Below are 24,175 nucleotides of genomic sequence, written 5' to 3' on the forward strand. Positions count from 1 at the left end.
ATGCCAGTTCTGGATGAGGCGGCGGTGAAGGCGAGGCCGGTGGCGGGGCGCTGGGCAATCGCGGCGATGATCGCCGTCGCGATCGCCATCAGCTATCTCGACCGTCAGACCCTGCCCTGGGCGATCAAGCATATCGAAGCCGATATCCCGATCGGAAACCAGACCAAGGCGTTTCTCGACAGCGCTTTCCTCGCCACTTATGGGCTGATGTACCTGGGCGGCGGATGGCTGCTCGACCGGATCGGTACGCGGGCCGGATTCCTTGCGATCATGGTGTTCTGGTCGCTCGCCTGTGCCAGCCACGGCGTCGCAGGAGGGATCGCCGCGCTGGTGGTGAGCCGCCTGCTGCTGGGCATGGGCGAAGGCGGAGGATTCCCCGCCGCCACCCGCGCCGTCGCAGAGTGGTTCCCGCCCGAGCGCCGCGCCGCTGCCATGGGCCTCGTCAATGCGGGCACGGCGGTAGGCGCGGTGATCGCCCCGCCGCTGATCGCCGGCGTGCTCGCCTATGGCAACTGGTTTGGACTTGCGAGCTGGCGCTGGGTGTTCTTCCTGACCGGAGGCCTGGGTCTTGCCTGGGCGCTCTGGTGGTTCCTGACTTATCGCACGCCGCCGGGAAACCTGGATGAGGAAGTGGCGCCCGGCCCTGCACCGACGATCGCCATGCTGCTTTCCCGCCGCGAAGTGCGCGGCGTGGTGGGCGCCAAGTTCCTCAGCGACGGCGCCTGGTATTTCTATCTGTTCTGGCTGCCCAAATACCTGTTCGAGGCGCACGGCTTCGACCTCAAACAGGCCGCCACGATCGGCTGGATTCCCTATGCCGCCTCTGGCGTGGGGAGCCTGTGGGGCGGATGGCTGTCGAGCAGACTGCTCTCCTCGGGCCGTTCGATCAACGCCGCGCGCAAGACAGCGCTGGGGCTGAGCGCTGCCTGCATGCCTTGGGTGATGCTGGCCCCGCAGGCTGCCTCGGTTGCCGCCGTTATCGCGATCTTCAGCCTCGCCTTCTTCGGCCAGCAAAGCTGGTCGACGCTGATCATGACCCTGCCAACCGACCTCGTACCCCGCAGCGCGCTGGGAAGACTGGCGGGTCTCGTCGGCCTCGGCGGAGCATTCGGCGGCATCGTCATGGGGCAGGCGGCGGGCTGGGTACTCGACCTGGGGCTTGGCTACACGCCGGTCCTGACCGTTGCGGCCCTGCTCCACCTGATCGCTTTCGCTCTGCTCTGCCTTTGCATTCCCCGCATTTCACAACTCGATTTTTCCGGAAAGGTCCTGCCTTGAAGATCACCGAAGTCCGCACCCGCGTCGTCCAGTGGCAAGGCGATACCGTGCCGCTGCCGCCGCATTTCTGCACCAACCCGATGGACCTCGTGTCTCCCATGCTCTCGCCCGAGACGATGGGCACGTTCACCTTCCATGGCTGGCTGATCGTCGAGATTTTCACCGATCAGGGTCTCGTCGGTATCGGCAACGCCGCACTGGCGCCGCTCGTCACCAAGCAGCTCATCGACCAGTACCTCGCGCCCCTGCTGATCGGCCAAGACCCGTGGGACAGCGAATTCCTGTGGCAGCACATGTACCGAAAAACCATGGCGTTCGGGCGCAAGGGCGTAGCGCTGGTGGCCATCTCCGCGCTCGACATCGCGATCTGGGACCTGATGGGCAAGTCGGCGAAGCAGCCGGTATTCCGCCTGCTGGGCGGACGTACCAAGGCGAAAATCCCGGTCTATGCCAGCCGCCTCTATTCTATCCCGCTGGACGAACTGGCCGAGGAGGCCGCCCGCTACAAGGAGCAGGGCTACAAGGCGATGAAGCTGCGTTTCGGCTGGGGACCGATCGACGGCGCCGAAGGCATGGCCCGCAACGTCGAACTGATTCGCACCGTGCGCGAAACCGTGGGCGACGAGATCGACATCATGGCCGATGCGTACATGGGCTGGAGCCTCGACTACGCCAAGCGCATGATGCGGCTGATCGAGCCGTTCAACTTGCGCTGGCTGGAAGAGGCGATCATCCCCGACGACATCAACGGCTATCACGAGTTGCGCCGCTTCGGCACCACTCCGATCGCAGCTGGCGAGCATGAATTCACTAGTTACGGCTTCCGCCAGATGATCGAGGCGAAGTCGCTCGACTACTTCCAGTTCGACACCAACCGCGTCGGCGGCATCACCGCCGCGCGCAAGATCCAGGCATTGGCCGAGGCCTACTCCATCCCGGTCGTCCCTCACGCCGGGCAGATGCACAACTACCACGTAGTCATGGCCAGCCTGAATTCGCCTATTGCGGAATACTTCCCGATGGTGGACGTAGAAGTCGGCAACGAGCTTTTCTGGTATATTTTCAAGGGAGAACCGCAGGCTGTGGACGGGTATATCGACCTTGACGACAACCTTCCGGGGCTTGGCCTCGAAATCGACGAGGACGCCCTCTCGCGCTTCAAGGTGATCGGATGACGAATATGAAAGTGGCTGTGCTCGGACTCGGGATCATGGGTTCCGGAATGGCGCGGCAGCTGTTGGCGGCCGGCTTCGAGGTCAGTGTGTGGAACCGCAGTGCCGACAAGGCGGCTGCGCTCGGCGATGCCGGTGCGCGCATCGGAGTAACGCCGGGTGATGCCGCGCGAGGCGCGTCGGTGGTCGTCGCCATGTTGGCAGACGACACCGTCTCCCGCGCGGTTTGGACAGGCAACGACGGTGCCCTCGCGGCGATGGAGCAAGGTGCCATAGCCATCGATTCCAGCACCTTGACGGGCACTTGGGTCGCCGAACTCGCGGGCCTGGCCGAAGCGCGCGGGATCTCTTTCCTTGAAGCCCCGGTCACCGGCAGCCGCGACCAGGCAGCGCAAGGCGCTCTGCGTTTCCTGGTGGGCGGCGAAGCGGAAGTCCTGGCGGCGGCCCGTCCCGTGTTCGACGCGATGGGCAGTGCCGTAGTGCATCTTGGTCCTGTCGGCAGCGGCGCGACGGTGAAGCTCGCCAACAATTTCCTGTGCGGAGTCCAGGCCGCCAGCCTCGCCGAGGCGGTGACGCTGTTCGAGAAGCAGGGACTGGACGTCGAGCAGGCGATGTCGATCCTGACAGACGGAGCACCAGCCAGCCCGCTGCTCAAAGCCGTGTCCCGCCGCATGCTCGACCGCGTCTACGAACCGCATTTCCTGGTGCCGCTGATGGCCAAGGACCTTGGCTACGCTGAGCGCGCACTGGCCGAAGCGGGCATAATCTCCTCGATCGCAGATGCAGCGCGGCAGCGTTTTTGTGAGGCGGAAAAGGCTGGCCATGGCCGTGAGGACATTGCCTCGATCGTGGAGCCGCTTCGCAGCTCTTGAGTGTTAAGCTGAGTAACCCTGGAATGCTTGCTTGGCGATTTATTGTCCGGATGTGAGATAATGCCGCCTCCATCCCGTCACCGCCACAATCGAGGAAAGCCATTAGGCCTTAAAATAGGCCTCCTTAGGGACTAATGTTTCATTTTATACATCACTCAAGGGAGGCTTTCGGAAAAATTCAAGCTAGGCCGCAATTATTTCTACGCAGAATCCTATTCGAATTTCCGGTTCTGATAAAAGAAGCGGCCGTCCAACCGGGTGACCGCAATGTTTCCTGAAACGGAAGCTTGTCAGGTAGGCGATTGCGCTACCAGCAGTTCCTTGAGCGGCTTGTCCTTGTCCGCCAGCGCGGCAAGATCGGGCCTGGCACCTGCCTCGACCAGCTTGCGGCCCTGAACGTAGTCCTTGACCATGTTCACGCAGTCGAGCGCGAGGACTTTGCCTTCCTTGAGATAAATCACCGAGAAGCTGCGGTCTTCGGGATTGCCGCGGATCACCGTCTGGTCGAAGCCGAGGTTGATGCCTGCGGTCTGGAGCTTGAGGTCGTACTGGTTGGACCAGAACCACGGGAAGGCCTTGTAGGGCTTCTCGTCGCCGCAGATCGCCTTGGCGACGCACGTGCCCATGTCGTTGGCGTTCTGCACCGATTCCACCCGCATCACCGTGCCGCCCGCAAAGTCGCAGGCGAAAGCGGCGCAGTCGCCGATGGCATAGATGTCGGGCAGCGACCGAGCGATCATTCCCACCGACATCGCCGCCTGGCGCGAGGGCGAACTGCTTATAGATAGCGCATCCATCGGTGATGCCATCGCGGCGGTATCCCGCTATCGGAACGGACCGACATGGATATGGGCCGACCTTTCCGGCACCGTCCCGGTCAGCGGCGCATTCAGGACGGACCGGGCGGACGATGCCTTGAAGGCGCTTGCCAGCGAGGCCGGACTATCGATCAAATGGCTGCCGGGCGGCATTGCAATTCTCACGGCGCGACGTTCTCTCTAAAAAATTCGCGGGCGGGGTTTACCAAAGCAGGCGCTCGATCGGTCTAAGGTCAAGTCGTTGGCGCTATTGCGTCGCGATAGTGATCTTTGTCGTCCTTGGACGGCCATATCGTTCGGGGGACAATTTGATGAATTTGCTGCTGCGCATACAATCGCCCATGCGCCTGACGTTCCATGTCGCCATGCTGGCCACGACCGGCATGGCACTGTCCATGCCGGCGATCGCTCTTGCCCAGGACAGCACTCCCGAGAAGCGCCGCTTCTCGATCCCGGCGCAGCCGCTGGCGATAGCCTTGCGCCGCTACATGCAACAGTCCGGCACCCAGATCAGCTACAAGAGCAGCCTCATCGAGGGGCGCATCTCATCAGCTGTCGAAGGCGATCTGGCCTCGGCCGAAGCCTTGAGCAGACTCCTTTCCGGAACCGGTCTGTCGTTCCGCTTCATCACGCCAACCACGGTAACGCTATATCCTGCCCCCTTCAACGCTGCAGCCGCACCGGCCGGCGCTATCGTGCTGGGTTCAGTGCAGGTCAGTGCGACGGCAATCGACGACGATGGGACGACCGAAGGGACCGGATCCTACACCACGCGGCAGGTCAATATCGGCCGCATGGGCGAAAGCCTGCGCGAGATTCCTCAAGCGGTGTCCGTCATCACCCGCAGCCAGATGAACGATCGCAATCTCAACACCTTCAACGAGGCAATTGCCGTTTCGACCGGAGCAGTTGTGGTGCAGAACGACGATGTCGGGGAGCGCTCGCAAATCTATTTCCGGGGCTTGCCGGCGGACTCGGTTCGCGTGGATGGGGCTGCCGTATCGGGCAATTACAACGTCATGGCGTTTGACACGGCCATTTACGACCGGGTCGAAATCATGCGCGGCCCTTCCGGCCTATTCCAGGGCGTCGGTGAACCCGGCGGTACGGTCAATCTGGTGCGCAAGCGGGCGCCGCCGGTCCTGACCATAGGCGCCGAGGCCCTGCTCGGTTCCTGGCAGCAGAAGCGGGCGCAAGTCGATATCGGGGCGCCGCTGAACGCTTCGGAATCGGTCCGGGGCCGCGCGGTCGCCATGATCAACGATGCGAATTCCTTCGTCGACCTCATCAATACGCAGCGCTGGCTGCTGTTCGGCACCCTGGATTTCGACATTGCCGACACCACCACCCTGACCGTAGGCGGGACCTGGCAGCAGGGGCACGGCCGCAATGCGCGCGGGCTCCCCGCCTATGCCGACGGGACCATGCCAGACGTTCCGCGATCGACCTATATCGGGACCGAATGGGACCATAGCGAAACGCGGTCGGCCGATCTCTTCGCCAATCTTGAGCATCGGTTCGACGGCGGAGCAGTCCTGAACGCGACCAGCAGCTTCGTGGATCGCAAGCGCGACGGCTGGATCGCCTTCGCCGATGCTCCGATCGATCCGGTGACGGGCGATACCCAGCTTATCCCCGAACATCGCATCGAATCGGAGCGCACCTACAACCTCGACGTCCACCTGCTCGCGCCGTTTGATTTCGGCGGCCAGGAACAGAAGCTTCTGGTCGGCGCAGACTATCGCCGAAGCGAGGAGGCCTTCGACAGGGCGCAGGGGCGGACGATCGTGCAGAATGTCTTCGCTCCCGACCATGACGTGCCGCGACAGGATCTGGTGTTCAACCGTTTCGATGGCACGAACACGGAGCAGTACGGCGTCTACGGGCAGGCACGGTTGAAGCCGAATGACTGGGGTACCCTTGTCGTGGGTGGCCGCCTGAGCTGGTGGCAAACCCGTTCATGGGATCGACGAACCGGCGAGGAAGATTCCGCCTATCGGGTGACCGGCAAGGCGACGCCCTATGCCGCAGCCATCGCGGATATCGACAGCCACCTCTCGGTCTATCTGTCCTATGCCTCGATCTTCGTTCCGCAGGAAGAGGTGACAGCCGAGAACCAAGCGCTGCGGCCGCGCACCGGCAGCCAGTATGAAATCGGCATCAAGGGCGAGTTTCTCGACGGCATGCTGAACGGGCATGCCGCGCTGTTCCGCATCGACGAGCGCAACCGCGCGATCACTGATCCAGACGATCAGGAATTCTCGATCGCGGCGGGCAAGATGCGCAGCGAGGGTTTCTAAGCCGAACTGGCCGGGGAAATCGCCTCAGGCTGGCAGCTGATAACGGGATACACCTATGCCAAGTCACGCTATCGCGACGATCCAGCCAATGCCGGATTGCCTTTCGATCCGCGCACGCCGCGGCACTCGTTCCGTCTCTGGACACATTATGACGTGGAGGATGGACCGCTTGAAGGCCTCTCGTTGGGCGGCGGACTGAAACTATATGGCGCCTACTACCGGATCGACGACGGCGCCCGGTTTTCGCAAGGCGCCTATGCCGTCGCCGATGCGCAGATCGGCTATGATTTTGGGCAGGGCATCAAGCTGACCGGCAATGTCACCAATATCTTCGACCGGACGTACTTTGCATCAGTCGGTTATTCCGAGCGGCAGAATTACTTCGGAAGTCCGCGTGCCTTCACGCTCAAGCTCGCCGCAAACTGGTGACGTAAGAAATTCGATACGACGGCTCGCCTTGCGAGCCGTCAGCCGTTCAGTTCGATACCACCCAGGCTGCATGATCTCGAACGGAAAGCAGGCCTGTACGGACTTCGCTTTTTTGGTGGTACCACCTGCATGCGCTCCTCCAGATCACCCAGGCCTGTCGCCCGATCTGGAGGAACATGTCGCACGACTTTCAGGCTCGGGACCAGCGAACCATCTGCTTCGCGCGATCGCGGCGGTGGTAGATGAGGCGCTCAATCGTATCTGATTGCAAGGGAGGCTGGACCATCCGGAATGCCTCGAAGACGCGCTTGTAAACCCGCCCAAGACTCGCAACGCCGCTGTACCCCAGTCGGAAAGAGGCTTGTTGCAGAGTCAGCCCTTGAGACAGCAGCCCGCCGACATGATGCATGCGCAGCTGCTGGTGCCATTTCCCCGACGACAGCCCGGTTTCCTCGCGAAAAGCACGGGTAAAGTTTCTGCGCCTCATGCCCACATCCGCCGCCCAGGCATCGAGGTCGAGCGGACTCGCCGGCAGGTCATGTGCCCGGCAATGCTTGCTCGACCTATGGACCAAGGCGCTCTACCTGCAAGGCCATGCTGCATGTTGTCCATCATCCAGGTTACGTTGTCGAAACCGAGCGCACGGGCACGTTTCCTCATGACAAGTACGCGCTGGTAATGCGCGCACTAGGCGAAAGTGGCGTAGCAATGATGGTCCATTCGCCCGAAGTCATGCCGCGGGAATGGCTCGAGGCTGTCCACGATCCCGCCTATGTGGAGGAAGTCATCGGGTGCTCGGTTCCGGCGACCAAGCAGCGCCGGATCGGTTTTGCGATCGACGAGCGGATATCCCGGCGATCGCAGCTCTCCCCCGGTGGAACATGGCTGGCGGCAAAACTGGCGCTGGAGTACGGCTATGCCGCAAATTCCGCCGGCGGCAGCCATCATGCCCTGGCCGATACCGGCGCGGGCTATTGCGTATTCAACGATCTGGCGCTTGCCGCCAACAGGCTGATCGAGGAAGGTGACGTCTCACGCATCCTGATCCTCGATCTCGATGTGCACCAGGGCGATGGCACTGCGGCCCTGACCGCAGGGCGCAGCGACACCTTCACGCTTTCCATTCATGCCGAGAAGAACTTCCCTACTCGCAAGGCGCGCTCTTCAATGGATATCGGACTGCCCGATGGTATGGGCGATGCGAGTTATCTGGAAGCTCTAGCCGGATCGCTGCCCATGGCCCTCGACCATTTCGCGCCGGACCTGATCCTGCTGCAGGCAGGCGTCGATGCCCATACAGACGACAAGCTTGGCCGGCTGTCCTTGACCGACGAAGGCCTCGCGGACCGCGATCGATTTGTGGCGACAGAGGCGAAACGGCGCGGCATTCCCTTGGCGAGCACACTGGGCGGCGGTTATGGCGCCGACCGCGAAGCCGTGGCCTTGCGGCACGCGCGCACGATCCTCACCCTTTCCGCCACAATTAACGCAAGAGATACCGCCTGATTGCGACGGCTTACTGGGCCGCCTTCCTCTCGGTATTGAGTCGCTCGACAAGTCTTTCGATCTCGTCGGGGTTCAAAATCCAGGTGCGGGTCTTGCGGCCTTCGCGGAACACGGGCCGCGTCAGCAGGATGCGCGCCTGCTCTTTTGCGAAAGGCTTGAAGATCGAGAAGTGCATTACGCATTCAAGCATCACGCCGATCACCGGCGTCTTGCCATCCAGATCGATCAGCGTTGCGGGCTGGTCCCAGGGAATGTTCATCATGGCGCGCGCCTATCGCGGGTCGGAAGCGAACTCAATGCCGCAAATGGCGCGTTGCCATCGTCGGGAACGTCCAGCGCCACGATCCTGCATGAGGCCTATCCCTATCGCGGATAGATGACCTTCAGCCCATTCCTCGTTCCCGGCTGTTCCCATATCCGGCGTCAGCCATCGCGACAATCTTGCCGCAGCCCAGCGTTCACGGGCAATCAGGCGCGGATCGTTGACATCCCGTTTCTTCCAATCCAGCGACACATCGCCCCTTGTTCGATCGCAATGGAGTGGAAGCAGGCGTCGGAAATCGATGCCAATTTGCCACCCAGCTTTCAGGTCGTAATCGATACCGCGACGCTGTAGTCTGACAGGCGTAAAACGCCGTTGACCGAAAAGCATGCCGAAGAACGCCGTATTCTTCAGGATAGGCGCACGCACTTCACCTCAGACTTGCCCAACCAAATACTTGCACGGTGTTTTTAAAACTACCAATCAATGGCAATCAATAAATCATAGATTCCTCAAATATCGATGCAGGTCGGCACTCAATCTGATCAGCCCGGCCTCGTCCTCGAACACGGAGTGACCCGCAGCATAGCGGGCATAGGTTATCCGATCCGCCGGCACGCCAGCCTGCTCCAGCGCGAACTGTCCGGCATAGACGGGCGTGGTGATGTCATAGAGCCCGCCTCCTGCAAAGACCTTCAGACCCGGCTGCGCGTCCATTGCCGCCTTGAGATAGGGGGCAAACGACATGGCACGATAGCTCCCGCCATAGTCCTTGTCCCAGTTCCACTTGAAATTGATGCCGAGATTGAGACTGCGATAAGGGCTGGCCACCCTGTAGCCGAGTTCCTCCCCGAGATAGCGCTCGATCCCGGCACTGGTGCCCGAACCCAGCGACATCGACGGATCGTCGAACGGCGGACGCAGCTTCGATTCCGCGATGGCGCGCGTCGCCCGGCCGTCGAGCTGGCCGGTACGCAACCCCTTGTCTGCCAGCAGCGTCAGCATGAAATCGTAGTTGCCCAGCCGCAGGTTCTTCGCCTCTATCGTCGCGGCGGGAATGCCGATCAGCGCGGACATCCGCGCGGCGACCTGCCTGCGCTCGGCTGCGGGCAAGGCGGGACCGCGCATCAGCGCCGAGGCATAGTCGGTCTGGGCGAAGTGCAGCGCCTCGGCATAGTGCTGCTCCACCGTGCGCCCACCCCGGTCGATCGCATCGTGATACCAGGCGACGGCGGCAAAAGTCGGCAGGTGCATCGCTTCGGACAGGACCGGGCCATCAGCATCGCCGATCGCCAGCGAAAGCAGCACGACGCCCGAGGGCAGCGGCTTCTTCGCCTTCATGTCCTCGTTCAGGATCGCCAGCGCCCGCGAGGTTCCGTAGCTCTCGCCCACCAGCACGCGCGGAGAAGTGGTGCGGCCATTGGCCTTGACCCACGCCTCGATCATCGTCGAGACGCCGCGCGCGTCGCCGCCGACACCCCAATATCCACTGGCGTCGCGGTCCTTCACCGGCATGCTGGCGCCGGTGCCGACCGGATCGATGAACACAAGGTCCGCGATGTCGAGCAGGCTGTGCGGATTGTCTTCCAGATGCGCGGCATCGCCCTTGCCGACGATCCGGCGCGGCCCCAGCGCCTGCATATGGAGCGGCGAGGACGAGGCCCCCGGCCCACCGTTGAACACGAAGAGGATCGGGCGACGAGCCGGATCGCCGCCGGTCTCGGCGACATAGGCGTAGCTCACCCCCACCGCGACCGGCGCGCCGTCCGCTCCCGGCATAGGCAGTTCGGTGACGATCGCCTTGTAGGCCAGCTTGCGCCCGGCGACTTTAGCCAAATGTCGGGTCACGACGACCCGGCTGCTCGCACTGTCGCGCGGCACCATCGGGTCCATCGCCCGCAGGAACGCAGGCGACATCGGCGCATCGCCGTCCTGCGCTTGAGCGGCGGCAGCGGTGGTCGCAAGAAGCATGGCAGCGATGGCGGAGAAAGTGCGCATGGGTATGTCCTGCTAAGTAAGATCGAGAATGAAGGGTCAGGCGGGCGGCAAGGCGGCCAGGAGACGGTCGATGTCCTGTTCATCGGTGAACACCGAGGGACAGACCCGGAAACGGTTGCGCGACAGGGTAATGCGCAAGTTCGCCGCCTTGAGCGGATCGGACAGCTTCGCGTAAGCCCCTTCCAGCGCGCAAGTGAGCAGCGGCGTGCGCGACCCTTCCCGTGTGACGACGGCATAGCCCTTGTCCACCAGCCCCTTGCGCAGGCGCCCAAGGAGCGGCAGGCGGTGCGCCACCATCCGCTCGATGCCGAGGCCGAGGATGTAGTCCAGCGACCAGTCGAGCTGCGCCAGGACCGTATGCGAGCGGGTGCCGCCAGCGAACAGCCCCTCCATGTCATCGCGCGGCGTGGTGTCCGCGATGGTCGCTCCCGGCGGGTCGAAGGGATAGACATGGGGGGCGAACCCGGAGAGCTGGTAGTATCCGAAACGGGTGCGTTTCAGTCTCTCGCGCAGATCGGCGCGGGCATAGAGGAAGCCCAGCCCGAAATCGCCCATCAGCCACTTGTAGCTGGCGCTCGCCGCGAAATCGACGCCGCTGGCGCGCACGTCGATCGGGATCGTCCCGGCGGCATGGATGATGTCGGCATAGACGAGCGCGCCGCGCGCATGGGCGATCTCGCAGATCGCCTTGAGGTCGTGTTCGAAACCGTTGTAGGTCGATACGAGCGAGAGCGCGACCAGCCGCGTGCCCGGCGTGATCGCCCGCTCATAGGCCTCGACAGAGATGCGCCCGCCCTCGGGGCGCAGCCAGGCGACATCGACACCCTGCTTCGCCAGTTCCTCGTAGAGATAGAACGAGCCGAAGAAGTGCAGCGTGTCGGTGACGATGCGCCCGCCCGCGCGCGGAAAGTCCAGCGCCTCGATCACCAGTTGCTCGCCCGCCGTGGTGCTCTGCACGAAGGCGAGTTCTTCCGGTGCGGCATTGATAAGCCGGGCGAAATTGGCCTTCACGCGCTTCTCGACTTCGTCGGTGGGGTAGTGCCCCTCCATGCCGGTGCGCTGGTCGAGATAGCCCTGCACGGCGGCGCGCGCGCCGAGCGGGATCGGGTGCATCGTTCCGCTGTCGAGGTAGCCCGTCACCGAGGGAGAAAAGGCGGCGCGGTCGGGCAACTGAGCCGGCTTGCCCGCCGAACGTGCGGCGATCGGCATGATCGGCATAGCGCCTGCTCCCGCCAGAACGCCGCGTCGTGTCACTCCAATCCCTGCCATGCCCGCCCCTGTCTTCATAGTCATGCACACTAGCCCGGCAGCGGCGAATAGATTTCGCCGATGTTCGGCGCTGTAGAGGCCCCCAGAGTGGACGCCACCCCCTCCATCCTACCCGAACTGCGCATAAAAATGCCTCAAGGCCAAAGCTATCGTTCGCGCAAGATCCGGAGACCCGACGATGCTGCGACTGGCTACAATTCCTGCCCTGATGATGGCCCTGCCCACACCCGGCCATGCCGCTGCCCTGTGTCAGGGCGATGCGGTCGAGACGCGGCACCATGCCGTGATCGCCGGAAAGCGGGTGGACTACACGGCCTGCGCGGGAACCCTGCCGGTGCGGAACCTCAAGGGCGAACTGCGCGGGCACATGTTCTACACCGCCTATATCGTCCGGGACAGCAAGCCTCGTCCGCTGACGTTCGTCTGGAACGGCGGCCCCGGCGCGGATTCGCGGCTGCTGCACTTCCATGCCCTCGGCCCGCGCACGATCGCCAAGGGGCGCCTTGCCGACAATCCGTCAAGCCCGCTCGCGGTCAGCGACCTCGTCTTCGTCGATCCCGTCGGCACCGCATTCAGCCGTGCCGATAAGCCGGACGACGCCGCCGATTTCTACGGCACGCGCGCCGACATCGCCTCGGTCGCAGGGTTCGTTTCCGATTGGCGCACGGCCTATGGCCGCATCGCCGCACCGCTCTACCTCGCCGGGGAGAGCTTCGGCACATGGCGCGCAGCCGGCGTCGCCGAGGCGCTGGTGGATGGAGGCACCACGGTCTCCGGCATCGCCCTGATCTCAGGCGGCATTCCCCTGGGCGACATGCCTGATCGCAACCTGATGCGGGCGCTCTCGCTCGACAGCCGGATCGCCGCCGCCCATGCGCTCGGACGCCTTGCGCCAGGCACCGACCGGGCACGCCTGCTGGCCGAGGCGCGCACATGGGCAAGGCAAGTCTATGCGCCCGCCCTCGCCGCCCCGGACGCGCTTTCGCCGCAGCGACGCGCAGAGGTCATCGCCGCGCTGGCCCGCTATCAGAGCCTCGATCCCGCTGTCGTCGACGGCAAGACCCTCTGGGTTTCACCGCGCCAGTTCCGCACCACATTGCTGGCGAGCGAGAAGAAGACCCTCGGCATTTTCGACATGCGCCGCACCGATCCCGATCCGGACGAAACGGCGGACAACGCCCTGGTGCTTGGTTACTACCGGCAGACGCTGGGCTGTCGGGACGGCAGCTATGCCGGGATCGACACGCCTGCCCCGGATGTCGGCAGCCGGTGGAAGTACGACCAGTCGCCGATCACCCCGGAATCGCTTGCCCGCGCCATGGCCGGGGAAGGCCCGCCCAGCCCCTCGCAGCCCTGGACGCTGCGCGCGATGGAAAAGGCGCCTGTGCTGCGGACCTGGGTGGCAGCGGGCCGGTTCGACTCCCTCAACAGCTGCGCAGGCAACGAGGCCACTGTCGCCGCCTTGCCGCAAACCGTCGCCGCGCGCTTCGTGCTGCGCTGCTACGAAGGCGGCCACATGATGTATGAGGATGATCGCGAAACCCGGCGCTTCGCGCGTGAGCTTTCCGCGTTTCTCCAACAGGGCGCATAAATCTTGCGCCATCGGCAGCCGATGCAACGAAAATCCACCTGCCAACATACCGCTGACCGCCGCGAACGCAAAACTATTCCCGCCCGCACCGCTATCCTGACGGACAGGGAAACGCCGCGCCAATGCGGCGGCCTTCAGGGACAAAACGGGGAATTTCGGGCATGACACTTCGCACGCAGACACGCAGGCTTCTGGCAACCACCGCGCTTTCCGTCGGCATGGTCGGCGCCGTGACCGGCTCGCCCGTCCTCGCGCAGGATATTGTCCCCTCCGCGGAAGCCGAGAGCGGCGATTCCATCATCGTCACCGGATCGCGCATCCGCCGCGCCGCCAATTCCGATGCCGCGCCCGTTCTCGAAGTCGGCCAGCAGCAGATTCTCGACCGCGGTTACGTCAGCGTTGCCGAGGCCCTGAACGACCTGCCCTCCAACGTGCCCACGCTCAACCAGGCGGACGGTTCGGGCGCGGCCAGCGGCTCGGGCATCCAGTCTCCCAACCTCTTCGGCCTCGGCGCCGGGCGTACCCTGTCGCTGCTGAACGGCCGCCGCATGGTCACCAGCAGTTCGGGCATCGGCGGCACCGACGGCGTGGGCGACGCGCAAGTCGATTCCAACATCCTGCCGCTCGGCCTGCTCGAACGCGTCGAAGTCTACCAAGGCGGCGGCGCGGCGGTCTACGGTTCGGACGCAATCGCGGGCACGGTGAACTACATCCTCAAGAAGGACTTCACCGGCATCGAGCTGGACGGGCAGACCGGTATTTCCAGCCGCGGCGACTACGGCACGTATTCGCTGCGCGGCACGGCCGGGTTCAACTTCGCCGAAGGCCGCGGCAACTTCGCGGTGGATGTGGGCTGGTCGAAGACGCCCTCGCTGCGCTTCGCCGACCGGCCGCTGTCGAACCTCGGCCGCCTGACCGTCACCAACCCCGCCGACACCGGCCCGAACGACGGCATTCCTTCCGTCGGCGAAATCTTCAACGCAGGCTTCTGGCCTTTCAACGGCAACGGCGTGATCTTCACCGCTCCGGCGCCGCCGCCCAGCTTCCTGCTGCGCAACGGCGCTGGCAGCGCGCTCCAGTTCGGCAGCGACGGCAGCGTCATCCCGTACAACCCTGGCACCATCCAGGGCATTCCCTTCGCCTCGAACGGCGAAGGCTTCCCCTATCAGGAACTGGCAGGCCTGCGCACGGGCGTCGAGCGCCTTACCGCCAACGCCATAGGCCATTACGACCTGACCGACCGCGTCACCCTCTCGGCAGAGTTTCTCTACGCCAATACCAGGGGCCGCGAGATTCCGCAGGGCAACAGCCGCACCGTGCTGAACGGCGGCACTTACGCCGGGCCGATCTCGTTCACGATCAACAACGCCTTCCTGACCGACGAGGCCAAGGCCGCACTGATCGCCGCCCGCCCGAGCTTCGCGAACGGCGCACCGCTGTTCCTGTCGAAGTATTTCTACGACCTCGTTCCCGACCCGGTGCAGACCTATACCACCGATACCTGGCGCGGCGCTCTGACGCTCGACGGCGATTTCGACGTCGGCAGCCGCAACTTCTACTGGTCGGTCTCAGGCAGCTACGCCCGCGTCGAGGGCAGACAGCGCAGTTGGCAGGTCATCAACAGCCGCTACAACAATGCGATCAACTCGATCCTGTCGAACGGGCAGGCAGTCTGCGCCATCAATGCGGACGCCAGCACGACCAACGACGATCCGAACTGCGCACCGATCAATCCGTTCGGGACCGGGACCGTCAGCGATGCCGCCCGCAACTACGTCAGCACCCGTGCGGGTCTCGACTGGACCAACGAGCAGATCGACCTGCTCGCCACGCTCGGCGGCACGCTGCTTACGCTGCCGATGGGCGACGTCCAGTTCAGCGCCGCCTACGAACACCGCGACGAGCAGGCATCGTTCAACCCGCTACAGGCCAACCGCGACGGCGTGTTCGGTGACGGGTCGCAGCAGGTCGCCCAGTCCGGCGGTTACAATACCGACGAGCTTTCCGCCGAGCTGATCGTGCCGCTGATCGGCCGCGACTTCACCCTGCCGCTGGTCAAGCTGCTCGAATTCAAGGGCGCGTTCCGCTACGTCGACAACTCGTTCGCGGGCACCGAGAACGTCTGGGACGCCGGGCTGCGCTGGGAAGTGACCGACGGCGTGACCCTGCGCGGATCGCGCAGCCGCAACTTCCGCGCGCCGACGCTGACCCAGCTGCTTGCCCCAACCAGCACCACGATCGAAGCCGCCGGCTACGATCCCTGCGACGCCGACCGCATCAACGCCGGCGCCAACCCCGCCGCGCGCCGCGCCAACTGCCTCGCGCTGTTCACCGCCAATCCCGGTTATGGCGTCGATCCGGACGGCACCGGATCGGGCCTCAGCGCCGCCGAACGCCTGGCCCGGTTCCAGAGCCCGGCCGAAAACTTCAACCGCACCACGATTACCAGCGGCGGCAACCCGAACCTGCGCAACGAGATTTCGGACACGCTGACTTACGGCATCGTGCTCCAGCCGCGCTTCGTGCCGGGCCTCTCGATCAGCGTGGACCGGATCGAGATCGACCTCAAGAACGGGCTTTCGGCCTTCACCACCGAGGACTTCGCGGCAGCCTGCTTCGACGATCCCAACCCTGCCGACGCGGTATGCAGCGCCTTCACGCGCCTGGCCGGTCCCGACGCCACCACTATCGGCGGCACGATCGTCACCGGCACCACAACCACCTTCAACGCGGGTGTGATGAAGTATCGCGGCGAGACCTATACCGTCGACTACGCCTTTGCCCCCGGAGATGTGCTCGGCGGCGATCTCGGCAATCTGCGCCTTACCGCCAATGCCACGCACAATACCCTGCTCACCACCTCGGTGACGGGCACCACTTTCATCCGCACCGACGACACCTATCGCAGCCCCGAATGGGTCGGCCGCTTCAACGCCACCTGGGACAAGGGGCCGCTGCGCCTGAGCTATCAGCTCGACTACCTCGGCCGCACCCGCGCCGCCTATGACGCGACGATCGAGACGACGCCGAACCCGGTCCTCAAGTCGAACATCGTCCACTCCATCTCGGCCCAGGTCGAGGCGGGCGGCATGACCTTCCGGGCCGGTATCGACAACCTGACCGACAAGGCCCCCTCCTATCCGCAGATCGCCTATGGCGACATTCTCGGCCGCCGCTTCTTCCTCGGCGCCCGCATCAAGCTGAAGTGACGCGATCCGCCGCCCGGCACCCGCGCCGGGCGGCGGACCATCTTTCCCGCATCGAACGGAAAAACGAACGACCTCCCCGATGAACCCGCCGATGCCCTCTTCTTCTGCCCCGACGCTCGGAAATTCCGGGATCGGTTCCTATTCGCAATGGGTCCGCAAGGTGATCCGGTCGGTCCGGTCCGAGCGGAACCTGCTCGTCAGCCTGTTCGACAGTTCCGTGCCCGAACCCGTCGACCTGCTGCGGCAGATCATGCTCGAAGGATTTTCCGAGCCTGTCACCTCACGCTATACCAGCGCGTTCAACGGCAACCCCTATGTCGTCGAGCAACTCGCCCGGCGCTACGGGGTGGGGCAGGACAGAGTGCTCTGTGCCACCGGGGCGACCGGGGCGCTTTCGCTGATCTATCGTGCACTGGTGGGTCCCGGCGAATCCGTGCTCGTCGAGACGCCCGGCTTCGACCTGTTTCATACCATCGCGCAGACCAACGGCCTCGAAGTGGGCCAGTTCACCCGCCGGGGTGACGGGTTCACGATCGACCCGGACGAGATCGCCGCGCGCATCACCGCGAAGACGCGGCTGATCGTGCTGTCGAACCTGCACAACCCCTCGGGAATGGCGGTCGCGCCGGACACCCTGCTCGCCGTGGCCCGTATCGCCGAGGCGCACGGCATCCATGTCGTCGTCGACGAAGTCTACGCCGCCTATGTCGATGCCGCCGAGCGCCCCCCCTCCGCAGTCTCACTCTCGCCCGCGATCATCGGGATCGACAGCCTGACCAAGTCCTACGGCCTCAGCACCCTGCGCTGCGGCTGGATCGTCGCCGACGAGGCCCCGATGCGGCGCATCCGCGCGCTGGCGGAAGAAACCGAGTTCGGCGTCTCCAACCTCGCCCACGCCGCCGCCGCGCTGGTGCTGGAGCGGCCCGAGCCGTTCGACGGCTACCGCGACGAGATCATGCGCAAGGCCCGCCCCATCATCGAGAGCTACCATGCCCACTGGCGCGCCGAAGGGCTGGTCTCGGGCGAGTTGCCGCGCTTCGGCTGCATCGCCTTCCCGCGCCTGACCGGGATTGACGACACGATCGCCTTCTCCGAATGGCTGGCCGACCGCTGCGGCGTGGTGGTCGCGCCGGGGGAGTACTTCGGCGCCTCGGGACACATCCGCATCGGCTTCGCCCGCGCTCCGGCGGATGTGGACTATGGATTGCAGGCATTGACCGACGGGCTGGTCCGCTATCGCGACCTGCTCGCAGCCAGGGGGACGAACTGAACATGCGCATCTGGGGGAGCCTGTCGCTGGCGGCAATGCTGGCCACTATGCCGATCACCGCTGCGGTCAGCGCGCAGGAAGCGCCGACCGTCGCGGCCCGGATCGAAGGCCGCGCCGAGCAGAGCTTCAAGGTCGGCGGCAGACGCCTCGCCTATACGGCGGAGGCGGGCACTTTCCCGGTATCGAGCGGCCCTGGCCGCAGCGACGCCAGCGCGGGCTATGTCGGCTATGTCCGCAAGGGCGCGGCGGCGGATCGCCCTGTGCTGTTCGTGTTCAACGGCGGCCCCGGCGCGGCTTCGGCCTATCTCCAGATGGGCGCGCTCGGCCCGATGCGCGCGCATGTGCCGCAGGACCCCGCCGCGCCCTTGCCGACCGAGGCCGAGGTCGCCGCCAATCCCGCCTCGCTGCTGGACGTAGCCGATCTGGTGTTCCTCGACCCGCCCGGCACCGGCTTTTCCGAGATCGGCAAGGACGCCGATACCGCCTTCTACCAGTCGGTGAAGGGCGATGCCGATGCGGTGGCGCAACTCACCCGCGCCTGGCTGGCCGAGAACCACCGCACCGCCTCGCCGCTGTTCATCCTCGGCGAGAGTTACGGCACGATCCGCGCCGCCGCGATGGTCGATGCGCTGCGGGCGCAGGACGCCGCCCTCAAGGTGCGCGGCGTGCTGTTGTTCGGGCAGGCGCTCAACATGATCGAGACCTCGCAGCGGCCGGACAACGTCGTGACCTACCCGGTCTCGCTGCCCACGCTGGCCGCGCTCGCCTGCTATCACCACAAGCGCCCGGCGCCCTGCGATCCCGCCACCAGCGCCGCCGAGGCCGCTGCCTTCAGCCCGGCCTATCTCGACGCCCTCTACAAGGGCCGCGCGCTGGACGATGCCGCCCGGCGTGATGTCGCCACGAAGCTGGCGGACCTCACCGGCATCCCGGCCGCCTTCTACCTCGCGCATGACCTGCGCATTTCCAAGGAACGCTTCCGCGTCGAACTGCTGCGCGCCGAGGGCAAGGTGCTGGGCCGCTACGACGCGCGATACACCGCGCCGCTCCCCGAAAATGCGGGCGAGATGGTCGGCCCCGACGCCTTTTCCGCCGTCTCCGACCTCTACGGCAAGGCGGTGATCGGCCAGCTTGCGAGCATCGGCGTCCAGAACCCCGAGCGCTACAAGGTGATCGCCCGCTTCCCCGGCGAATGGTCCTACGGCGCGGGCGACAGCCCGTTCAACGACTGGCCGTTCATGGCCCGCCTCGAAGCGGCGATGGCCGCCGATCCGAAACTGCGCCTGTTCGTCGGCACCGGCCTTTACGACCTGACCACCACGGTCGGCGCGGCGGACTACCTCTTCGCGCAATCCGGTCTGACCGAGGACCGCTATGTGAACCATCGCTATCCCGCCGGTCACGTCGCCTACTCCGACGATGCAAGCTGGCGCAAGTTCGTCGCCGACATCCGCGCCTTCGTGATCGCGGGCGCCCGCCCGTGAGTGACGAGCAGAAGCTGGCCAAGGGCATCGATCTCTGGGGCGTCGTCGCGCTGGGCCTCGGCACGGCGGTAGGCGTCTCGATCTTCTCGGCCATCGCACCCGCCACCGCCATCGCGGGACCGGCGATGCTGCTCTCGGTTCTGGTCGCGGCGCTGCCGATGTACCTGATCGCGGTGAGTTATGCCTTCCTCGGCTCCGCCCTGCCGGTGTCGGGCGCCTCCTTCGCCTGGCCCGCGCGGTTCCTGCATCCTGCGCTCGGCTTCTTCATCGCCTGGGCGCGGATCATCGCCAACATGGGGGCGATGGTGGTGCTGGCGCTCGTCCTTGTCCGTTATGGTTCGATGATCCTGCCGCTGCCGGTCAAGCCGACGATGTTCGCGGTGCTGGTGCTGGCACTGCTGGCCAACCTGTTCGGCGTCCACATTGCCGCGACGGTCCAGAAATGGCTGCTCTCCGCGATGCTGGTACTGTTCGCGGTGTTCATCGCCTGGGGCGGAAGCACGGCAGTCGACCTGTCGCGCCTCCAGCCGCTGTTCCCGAACGGAGTCCACGGCATGGTCGCGGCGATGCCGCTGCTGATGGGCCTGTTCTTCGGCATCGAGGCGGCGACCGAAGCAGGCGCGGAAGTGGCCGACAGCCGCCGCGCCATCCCGCTCGGCATCGCCCTGTCGATCGGCTCGGCGACCCTGCTCTATCTCGCGGTCGGCTTCGTTGCGCTCGGCGTGCTGGGCGCGCCCGCGCTCGGGGCCAGCGAGGCGCCGATCCTCGATGCGGCCAAGGCCTTCATGGGGCCGGTGGCGACGCCGCTGATCGTGCTGGCGGCAGTGCTGTCGATCGGCAAGTCGCTGAATGCCATGTTCGCGATGTTCAGCCGCAGCCTCTATGCGATGGGCACGGCGGGCATGCTGCCCGCGGCGCTGGGCCGGGTCCATCCGCGCTGGCAGACGCCGCATATCGCACTGCTGGCCGTCTTCGCCATCGGCTGCGCGGGTCTGCTGCTGCCGATGGAGCTGACCTTCCTGTTCCTCGCCGTCAACATCCCCAACCTGCTCAAATACGCCAGCATCTGCCTCTCCGCTGCGCGGGTGGTGAAGCGGCACGACGATCTCTACGAAGCCGCCGCCTTCAAGTTCGCCCGCCCGACGATGCGCGCCTTCGCCTATGCCGGTGCCGCCTGCGCGCTGGCTCTCGCGCTGGTGGGACTGGAGGCCGACTGGCGCCCTTACGCCCTGCTCGGCGGCTGGATCATGGCGGGCGCGGCGTTTCGCTGGCTGCATGGCCGCACCAGCGCCTGAAGGTTGACACGGTTTACACGGTCCAGAGGGAAAAAGTGTCACCTTGGGGGTGAAATGCGTCACCTTGCGCCCTCGAGGTGTCACCTTGCAGCGCCAAGGTGACACATTGGATAGCGCGCGTGTCACCTTGCGCTGGAAATGTGTAACCTTGTGAGAGCCGCATCGCGTCATGCGGGGACTGTACCGCAACTGCATCCCTGTAGGAAAACCGCCAATGCCGGTGCGGGCCTCTGAGAACCCGCACCGACACGCGAACCGCCCTCCCCGCTCAGGCGGACAGGGCGGCGGGACACCTCACAGAAATTCGTCGGCCGCGTCGTGGCTGCCGCCGCCGCTCGTGGCGGGTGCGGACGGCCGGGCCGGGAGGGCGATCTCCGGCGCTTCGGCAAAGGGCGTGACCCCGAACGCCGGATATATCTCGGAAGGGAAGTAGATCGTCCCTTCCTTCACCACCATGGCGATCCGGTGCAGTTCGGTGAGGTCGTTCAGAGGATTGCCCGGCAGCAGCAGGAAATCCGCGCGCTTGCCCCGCGCGATCGATCCGAGTTCCTGATCGTTGCCCATGTAGCGCTCCGGCCCGATCGTGCCGATGCGCAGGACGTCGGCGGCGGGAATGCCCGCCTCGCCGTATATTTCCAGTTCGCGGTGGACCGACAGGCCAGTGCCGTCATCGGTGCCCGGCAGCAGCGTGACGCCGCGATCGTGCAGCCGCTTGACCACGCGCTTCACCGCATCGAACGCCCCCAGATAGGCGGCATCGTCGCCCGGCTCGCTCAGCGGCGCGATGGCCTGGCGGCGGCGGCGCTGGAGGCCGATCGGCAGATGGTCGATATAGCTCGCCACCGCCGGTGAAGGCTTGCCGTCGCGGCTCAGCATCAGCAGTTCGAGTGTCACCGCCGTGGGATCGAGCGCGATGTGCCTTTCCGCCATCGTGTCCAGCGTCGCCTTCACGCGCGGCGTATCGAGGTCCAGCCCCGCCGTGCGCCGCATGGCCGTCAGGCGCAGCGGCGTGCGGGTGTCTTCCTTGATATCGAGCACCCAGCCCAGCATCAGCTGGTTGACGTGGGTGATCTCGTCATAGCCCGCCGCGATCATCGCATCGGCATTGGTGAAGGCGGGAATGTGCCCCGTCAGCCCCATGCCCAGCCGCTTCGCCTCTTTCGCGATGGCGGGCACCCAGACGGGGTTCATGCTGTTGTAGATCTTGATCTGCCAATAGCCGCGCGCGGCGTACCAACGCACCGCCTCCAGCGCCGCCGCCTCGCTGTCCACCACGATGCCGTGGCGCGCCGAATAGGGACTGCGGCCTTCGAGGAAGCCGTTGGGGGTGATGCGCGGCCCGGCCACCTCGCCCTTGCCGATGCGCTCGATCAGACCGGGCAGGAAATCGTTGTGGTTGCCCATGTCGCGCACCGAGGTCACGCCCGCCGCGATGTAGAGCATCGCCGATTCCAGCCCGATATGCGCATGCATGTCGTGCAGGCCCGCCAGCAGCGTGCCGCCCTTGCCGTCGATCTCTGCCTCTCCGGGCGTGGCGGGTTCATCGAGCGGCTGGATGCCGGTGATGCGCCCCTGCGCGAAGACCACCGAGACCGGATCGCCGAGCTTTCCGGCGACCGGATCGAACACCCGCACGTTGCGGATGCGCACCGGCGCATCGAGAGTGTGGGCGAAGCGCTTCTGCAAGGCGGCATAGCGCGCGGCGGTGAGGCGGGTGCCGAGTTCGCTCAGCGCGGGCACGTCGCCCTCGTGCCCCTCGCGCACGGTCGCTCCGCCGCTGTCCAGCGTGGCGAAGAGTTCGCCCCGGGCGTCGAGCAGGAACATCTCGGGCGAGAGGTCGATGCCGCTGATCGAATAGGCCTGATATTTGGCCTTGCCGATCGTCGCCGGGCCGAGCTTCTCGATGGCGAGTTCGCCGCCGGGGAACGCGGCCATCCGTCCGTCCGCATCCTTCAGCAGCGCGCGGGCATAGAGGCCCAGCGCCCAGGGGCTGGCGTTCTGGCCGACATAGAGCGCCGAACCGCTGGCCGAGGCCTGCTTCTCGCCCATGGAATCGGTCCAGCGCACGGTCGCGCCCTCGCGCAGGAAGCGTTCGTGGACTTCGCCGCCGAAACTCGCCTTGCCGTCGAGTTCCCAGCGCAGCGGCAAGCCGTCGCGGCCAAGCTCGATGCTCTCGCGCATGGTCGGACCGCGGCCGTTGTTCTTGACGTCGTAAGCGATGGTGACGCGCGTGCCCTGCACATCGGCATCGACGAAGCCGACCTTCTCGCCGTTGGAGACGACGCTGTAGCGCAGATGCTCCGCGTGGGCAGGCATGGCCGCGAGCAGGGTCGAGGCGAACAGCGCGGCGCGGATAGGATGACGCAGGATCAAGCGAGCGAACTCCGGTAGAGATGGGCGGCGGCGGCAAGATCCTGCACCGCATGGCCAAGCGACTTGTAAACGGTGATTTCCGCAGCGGACCGGCGCCCCGGCACCCGGCCGAGCAGCACTTCACCGATCTCGGCGACGATGTGGATATCGTCGATCAGGCCCTGCTCCTTCGCGACGAGGAACTCCGCAGCGGCATCGAGCGCCGAGGCGCGGCTGTCGGCGATGTAGCGACTGGCCGCGACAAGCGCGCTGTCCACTTCCACCGGCCCCGGCCCGCTGGAACCGACGAGATTGACGTGGGTGCCGGGCTTTACCCATTCGCCGAGCAGCACCGGCTGCGATGCCGTGGTGAGGGTGCAGATCACATCGGCCTCACCCGTCGCCACGCGCAGATCCGCCGCCGCCTCGGCATTCAGGTGCGGATATTGCGCGGCCAGCGCCTCGGCCTTCTCCAGCGAGCGGCCCCAGATCAGCACGCGGTCGAAATCGCGCACCAGCGGCAGTGCCTTCAGATGCGTATGCGCCTGCCCGCCGGTGCCGACGATCAGCAAGGTTCGCGCGTCCTCGCGCGCCAGCGCATCCGTCGCCACCGCAGTCGCGGCGGCGGTGCGGATATGGGTGATCTCCTCGGCGTCGACCACGCAGACCGGGCGGCCTTCCTCCGGCTCGAACAGCACGACGAGGCCGCGGTGACGCCGGAGGCCCGGAGAACGCGGATCGGCAAAGACGCTGATCGTCTTCGTGCCGAACATCTCGCGCTCCCCGAGCGCTCCGGGCATCTGAGCGAAGGTGCGACCCGGGCCCAGCGAAAGCATCGTGCGCAGAAGCTGCCGCGTCTCCCCGGAGGAAAGCGCCATCATCGCCTCGCGCACGACACGGATGCAGTCAGGATAGGACAGTCGCTCCCGCACGTCCTCGCTGTCGAAGATCGTCAGCTCGTCGCGCTTCATCGGTATGTCCTTTCCTGCCCTGTGCGCACAAGCTAGCCGGGCATGCCGCGTAATGCTTGCCCGACTTCGCGCATTTGCCTAGGCTCGATGGCAATTCAA

The 24,175-nt window shown here is 65.4% G+C and carries 17 protein-coding genes and 2 pseudogenes; 11 read left to right on the plus strand and 8 right to left on the minus strand.

From position 1 onward, the window contains the following. Genes ACZ1II_RS06450 through ACZ1II_RS06460 form a run of 3 tightly spaced genes read left to right on the plus strand, consistent with a single transcriptional unit; the run spans position 1 to position 3,322 of the window. A complete protein-coding gene (locus ACZ1II_RS06450) occupies positions 1-1,278 on the plus strand; it encodes an MFS transporter (protein ID WP_465143594.1) in 1,278 nt (425 codons plus the stop codon). After that, positions 1,275-2,453 (plus strand): L-rhamnonate dehydratase, encoded by a 1,179-nt coding sequence (locus ACZ1II_RS06455; RefSeq protein WP_465143595.1) that lies wholly within the window; start codon positions 1,275-1,277, stop codon positions 2,451-2,453. The genes ACZ1II_RS06450 and ACZ1II_RS06455 overlap by 4 nt, the downstream gene beginning before the upstream one ends. Continuing rightward, on the plus strand, positions 2,450-3,322 hold the full coding sequence (locus ACZ1II_RS06460; protein ID WP_465143596.1) for an NAD(P)-dependent oxidoreductase: 873 nt from the start codon (positions 2,450-2,452) through the stop codon (positions 3,320-3,322). The genes ACZ1II_RS06455 and ACZ1II_RS06460 overlap by 4 nt, the downstream gene beginning before the upstream one ends. Positions 3,323-3,612: 290 nt before the next feature. Here ACZ1II_RS06460 and ACZ1II_RS06465 read toward each other — a convergent pair. After that, positions 3,613-4,050: pseudogene (locus tag ACZ1II_RS06465) on the minus strand (oxidoreductase C-terminal domain-containing protein); the annotation flags it as partial. Between ACZ1II_RS06465 and ACZ1II_RS06470 the strand changes: the two are divergent. Next, positions 4,037-4,324: a hypothetical protein gene (locus tag ACZ1II_RS06470; RefSeq protein ID WP_465143597.1), complete on the plus strand. Its 288-nt coding sequence runs from the start codon at positions 4,037-4,039 to the stop codon at positions 4,322-4,324. The pseudogene ACZ1II_RS06465 and the gene ACZ1II_RS06470 sit on opposite strands and share 14 nt — an antisense overlap. Before the next feature lie 304 nt (positions 4,325-4,628). Further along, positions 4,629-6,869, plus strand: a pseudogene (locus ACZ1II_RS06475) (TonB-dependent siderophore receptor). 190 nt (positions 6,870-7,059) lie between these two features. Here ACZ1II_RS06475 and ACZ1II_RS06480 read toward each other — a convergent pair. Further along, the gene (locus ACZ1II_RS06480) at positions 7,060-7,362 is read right to left on the minus strand and encodes a helix-turn-helix domain-containing protein (protein WP_465144539.1); all 303 of its coding nucleotides are present in this window, start codon (positions 7,360-7,362) and stop codon (positions 7,060-7,062) included. A gap of 101 nt (positions 7,363-7,463) precedes the next feature. Here ACZ1II_RS06480 and ACZ1II_RS06485 point away from each other — a divergent pair, with 101 nt between their 5' ends. After that, the gene (locus ACZ1II_RS06485; RefSeq protein WP_465143598.1) at positions 7,464-8,375 is read left to right on the plus strand and encodes a histone deacetylase family protein; all 912 of its coding nucleotides are present in this window, start codon (positions 7,464-7,466) and stop codon (positions 8,373-8,375) included. A gap of 10 nt (positions 8,376-8,385) precedes the next feature. On the opposite strand, the gene ACZ1II_RS06490 is transcribed toward ACZ1II_RS06485, so the two are convergent. From ACZ1II_RS06490 to ACZ1II_RS06505, 4 genes are all read right to left on the minus strand, one after another. Further along, positions 8,386-8,637 carry a hypothetical protein gene (locus tag ACZ1II_RS06490; RefSeq protein WP_465143599.1) on the minus strand — a complete coding sequence of 84 codons (252 nt, stop codon included), beginning with the start codon at positions 8,635-8,637 and terminating at the stop codon, positions 8,386-8,388. A gap of 9 nt (positions 8,638-8,646) precedes the next feature. Further along, positions 8,647-9,066 carry a hypothetical protein gene (locus tag ACZ1II_RS06495; protein WP_465143600.1) on the minus strand — a complete coding sequence of 140 codons (420 nt, stop codon included), beginning with the start codon at positions 9,064-9,066 and terminating at the stop codon, positions 8,647-8,649. Positions 9,067-9,138: 72 nt separating this feature from the next. Then, positions 9,139-10,635 (minus strand): S10 family serine carboxypeptidase-like protein, encoded by a 1,497-nt coding sequence (locus ACZ1II_RS06500; protein ID WP_465143601.1) that lies wholly within the window; start codon positions 10,633-10,635, stop codon positions 9,139-9,141. A gap of 36 nt (positions 10,636-10,671) precedes the next feature. Beyond that, a complete protein-coding gene (locus ACZ1II_RS06505; RefSeq protein WP_465143602.1) occupies positions 10,672-11,904 on the minus strand; it encodes an aminotransferase class V-fold PLP-dependent enzyme in 1,233 nt (410 codons plus the stop codon). Between the two features lie 178 nt (positions 11,905-12,082). Between ACZ1II_RS06505 and ACZ1II_RS06510 the strand changes: the two genes are divergently transcribed. The 5 genes from ACZ1II_RS06510 to ACZ1II_RS06530 all read left to right on the plus strand — a co-directional run bounded on the left by ACZ1II_RS06510 (position 12,083) and on the right by ACZ1II_RS06530 (position 20,753). Next, positions 12,083-13,495, plus strand: a complete 1,413-nt coding sequence (locus ACZ1II_RS06510; RefSeq protein WP_465143603.1) for a S10 family serine carboxypeptidase-like protein — start codon at positions 12,083-12,085, stop codon at positions 13,493-13,495. A 161-nt stretch (positions 13,496-13,656) separates the two neighbouring features. Next, a complete protein-coding gene (locus tag ACZ1II_RS06515) occupies positions 13,657-16,704 on the plus strand; it encodes a TonB-dependent receptor domain-containing protein (protein WP_465143604.1) in 3,048 nt (1,015 codons plus the stop codon). A 91-nt stretch (positions 16,705-16,795) separates the two neighbouring features. Beyond that, on the plus strand, positions 16,796-17,974 hold the full coding sequence (locus tag ACZ1II_RS06520) for a pyridoxal phosphate-dependent aminotransferase (protein WP_465143605.1): 1,179 nt from the start codon (positions 16,796-16,798) through the stop codon (positions 17,972-17,974). Positions 17,975-17,976: 2 nt separating this feature from the next. Continuing rightward, complete coding sequence (locus ACZ1II_RS06525) at positions 17,977-19,458, plus strand: S10 family peptidase (protein WP_465143606.1); 1,482 nt, start codon at positions 17,977-17,979, stop codon at positions 19,456-19,458. After that, positions 19,455-20,753, plus strand: coding sequence for an APC family permease (locus ACZ1II_RS06530; RefSeq protein ID WP_465143607.1), 1,299 nt, complete (start codon positions 19,455-19,457; stop codon positions 20,751-20,753). Before ACZ1II_RS06525 ends, ACZ1II_RS06530 begins: the two co-directional genes overlap by 4 nt. A 294-nt stretch (positions 20,754-21,047) precedes the next feature. Here the strand turns inward: ACZ1II_RS06530 and ACZ1II_RS06535 are convergent, their stop codons facing one another. Together ACZ1II_RS06535 and ACZ1II_RS06540 are read right to left on the minus strand one after the other, a co-directional pair. Continuing rightward, positions 21,048-23,126, minus strand: a complete 2,079-nt coding sequence (locus ACZ1II_RS06535) for an amidohydrolase family protein (RefSeq protein ID WP_465143608.1) — start codon at positions 23,124-23,126, stop codon at positions 21,048-21,050. Further along, positions 23,123-24,076 carry an ornithine cyclodeaminase family protein gene (locus ACZ1II_RS06540; protein ID WP_465143609.1) on the minus strand — a complete coding sequence of 318 codons (954 nt, stop codon included), beginning with the start codon at positions 24,074-24,076 and terminating at the stop codon, positions 23,123-23,125. Before ACZ1II_RS06540 ends, ACZ1II_RS06535 begins: the two co-directional genes overlap by 4 nt. Positions 24,077-24,175: the final 99 nt, after the last annotated feature.

It is taken from the genome of Novosphingobium sp. BL-S-20 (assembly GCF_055521635.1).

What these genes read in the sequence shown, in the direction of transcription:
- ACZ1II_RS06450 (WP_465143594.1), top strand. Translation starts at nt 1, where the DNA reads ATGCCAGTTCTGGATGAGGCGGCGGTGAAGGCGAGGCCGGTGGCGGGG.
- ACZ1II_RS06460 (WP_465143596.1), top strand. Translation starts at nt 2,450, where the DNA reads ATGACGAATATGAAAGTGGCTGTGCTCGGACTCGGGATCATGGGTTCC.
- ACZ1II_RS06470 (WP_465143597.1), top strand. Translation starts at nt 4,037, where the DNA reads ATGTCGGGCAGCGACCGAGCGATCATTCCCACCGACATCGCCGCCTGG.
- ACZ1II_RS06485 (WP_465143598.1), top strand. Translation starts at nt 7,464, where the DNA reads ATGCTGCATGTTGTCCATCATCCAGGTTACGTTGTCGAAACCGAGCGC.
- ACZ1II_RS06490 (WP_465143599.1), bottom strand. Translation starts at nt 8,637, where the DNA reads ATGATGAACATTCCCTGGGACCAGCCCGCAACGCTGATCGATCTGGAT.
- ACZ1II_RS06500 (WP_465143601.1), bottom strand. Translation starts at nt 10,635, where the DNA reads ATGCGCACTTTCTCCGCCATCGCTGCCATGCTTCTTGCGACCACCGCT.
- ACZ1II_RS06505 (WP_465143602.1), bottom strand. Translation starts at nt 11,904, where the DNA reads ATGGCAGGGATTGGAGTGACACGACGCGGCGTTCTGGCGGGAGCAGGC.
- ACZ1II_RS06510 (WP_465143603.1), top strand. Translation starts at nt 12,083, where the DNA reads ATGCTGCGACTGGCTACAATTCCTGCCCTGATGATGGCCCTGCCCACA.
- ACZ1II_RS06515 (WP_465143604.1), top strand. Translation starts at nt 13,657, where the DNA reads ATGACACTTCGCACGCAGACACGCAGGCTTCTGGCAACCACCGCGCTT.
- ACZ1II_RS06520 (WP_465143605.1), top strand. Translation starts at nt 16,796, where the DNA reads ATGCCCTCTTCTTCTGCCCCGACGCTCGGAAATTCCGGGATCGGTTCC.
- ACZ1II_RS06525 (WP_465143606.1), top strand. Translation starts at nt 17,977, where the DNA reads ATGCGCATCTGGGGGAGCCTGTCGCTGGCGGCAATGCTGGCCACTATG.
- ACZ1II_RS06540 (WP_465143609.1), bottom strand. Translation starts at nt 24,076, where the DNA reads ATGAAGCGCGACGAGCTGACGATCTTCGACAGCGAGGACGTGCGGGAG.